The sequence below is a fragment of the Marinobacter gelidimuriae genome (assembly GCF_000372805.1).
GTDB classification, from domain to species: Bacteria; Pseudomonadota; Gammaproteobacteria; order Pseudomonadales; family Oleiphilaceae; genus Marinobacter; species Marinobacter gelidimuriae.
In genome coordinates this window covers 1-1,697 of the sequence record NZ_KB889847.1, presented here as the reverse complement: position 1 = coordinate 1,697, position 1,697 = coordinate 1, and the positions used below count along the sequence as shown (strand labels likewise).

The following is a 1,697-nucleotide window of genomic DNA, read 5'->3' as shown; positions in this document are numbered from 1 at the left end:
CCTGTCGATTCAATAATAGGCTGTCTCACGATTGGTAATCTTGGTGACTCAGAGGGTCATGATGGACTTTTGGGGCTTAAGTTGATGACATTGGGTAACTGGGTACCGCGCAAATGTCTAAGTGAATTCTTTGAGCTGGCATATCTGGACGCTCAGGTTGTGTGTTTACTTGGAGTTTCCAGGTATCTACATTTCCCTGCTTCTCGGCTTTGGGTTCTGTTACAGAGATCGGCAGTCCGTATTTCTCAGTTAACCGCACTTCCAGCGTGACCTTCAGCTTATCCAGCTCATCCCTGTTGAAACCAGATCCGCCCGTAAAATCCAGATCCTCGCTTAGCCTGCTAGAACCATAACAGGCGCGGAGGCAGGTTCCGCCTATGAAGGTCAGTTTTTTGAGAAGATCTGCATGGCTTAACTCGCGCAGAATATCGTGATGTAATATTTCTTTGATGACAACAGGGCGCAGCGCAATTAGCTCACGCTGGTTCCTGATGGCCTCGCTAACCAATGCGTCAAATAGCGTCATCCTAAACCTCCGTAACAAGGTCGATGGTGGGCCGGTTAAATCGCTGCATGTCCGCCAGTGCCAATGTGGGTGAGGCCAGGAATAAGTGCCGGCTGACGTCGTAATTCAGCTCGCCCGCTATCTCGGACATTACACGTTCGGTGTGCAGAAACTCTATTGTTCCAAAGCGGCCGCAATTAATTGTGGCTGACCTGGCAGTGCTTACAATCGTAATCCAGGCTATCGGAACTTGGGAAATCAGGCCCGCATCGCTGAGCGCGGTTTCAAGGCTGATGTAATTAAAATTTCGAGCACGTAAAAGCGCAGCTGCGTGAAAAAGGATTGAACCGCTGCTGTCAGGATTTCCCGCATATTGGTAGATGCCTTTACACACGCGCTCCAGCAATCCGCGCTTTTCAGCACGACGAAGTAGCGATCGATAGGCGCCTGCACTAAGGTCTGGGAAGAGTGATCGAAAAGCCGCGGCTGAATACAGGTACGCATTGATTCCAGACTTTGTTCGTAATAGCCACTGTTCTAGCTGCTGTATAGGCTGCATACTGCACTCCGCGCTTTGTTTTTCTTAGCGTAACAAAACGCAGACCTAAATCAAACCCAACTTTCTAGTATTACGGTGTCGTCTTCTGGTTGTCGCGGTAGACGGTAAGGCGCGCCCTGCCCCATCTTAGCGGCTTCCTCTTGCACCCAGTCACGGACAGCCTCGGCACTGGCGCCCACGAAGTAATCTCTGGTGGGCTGGTCGAGCTCAAATCTCCGCGCAACAAATTTACCTGGGAAGTCCTTGGTATTTTCGTAGATAGTCCAGATGTTCAGTTTCTGTTGCACGATGTGCCTCGCTTATCGTTGCTCAGTCAATTTTGGCAGATTATGAACGCCCATGAGCGTTCTGAATTAGATCGGGTATTGGCAGTCGCCTCGCATACCTTCAGTGCAGCACTTATCACAGGTTGGCCTGTATGTCCGCGTCGGCCTACTCGCAAGCACTGCTTCGCTGGGCACCGTATCTTGCTTGACTCTGGGTGTACCCATCACCGGTGCTCGCCGAGAGCTGTTCAATGAGCCCTTTGCAAGAAAAACCGGAATTAGTGGAATAGAAAAAATATCCTAAAAAGCATCAAAAACCTATGCCAGAAATCGAAATCTGGTTTTTTTTGAGCATACATGCTTTTAT

General features: G+C 49.7%; 2 protein-coding genes and 1 pseudogene. All 3 read right to left on the bottom strand.

Translation table 11 applies throughout. The features are described from left to right. Positions 1–76: 76 nt before the first annotated feature. On the bottom strand, positions 77–526 hold the full coding sequence (locus tag A3OI_RS19200) for a nucleotidyl transferase AbiEii/AbiGii toxin family protein (protein ID WP_018402903.1): 450 nt from the start codon (positions 524–526) through the stop codon (positions 77–79). A gap of 1 nt (position 527) precedes the next feature. Beyond that, positions 528–1,064 (bottom strand): type IV toxin-antitoxin system AbiEi family antitoxin, encoded by a 537-nt coding sequence (gene abiEi, locus A3OI_RS0103235; protein ID WP_026223968.1) that lies wholly within the window; start codon positions 1,062–1,064, stop codon positions 528–530. Between the two features lie 432 nt (positions 1,065–1,496). Further along, a pseudogene (locus tag A3OI_RS21550) lies at positions 1,497–1,607 on the bottom strand (Ltp family lipoprotein); the annotation flags it as partial. Positions 1,608–1,697: the final 90 nt, after the last annotated feature.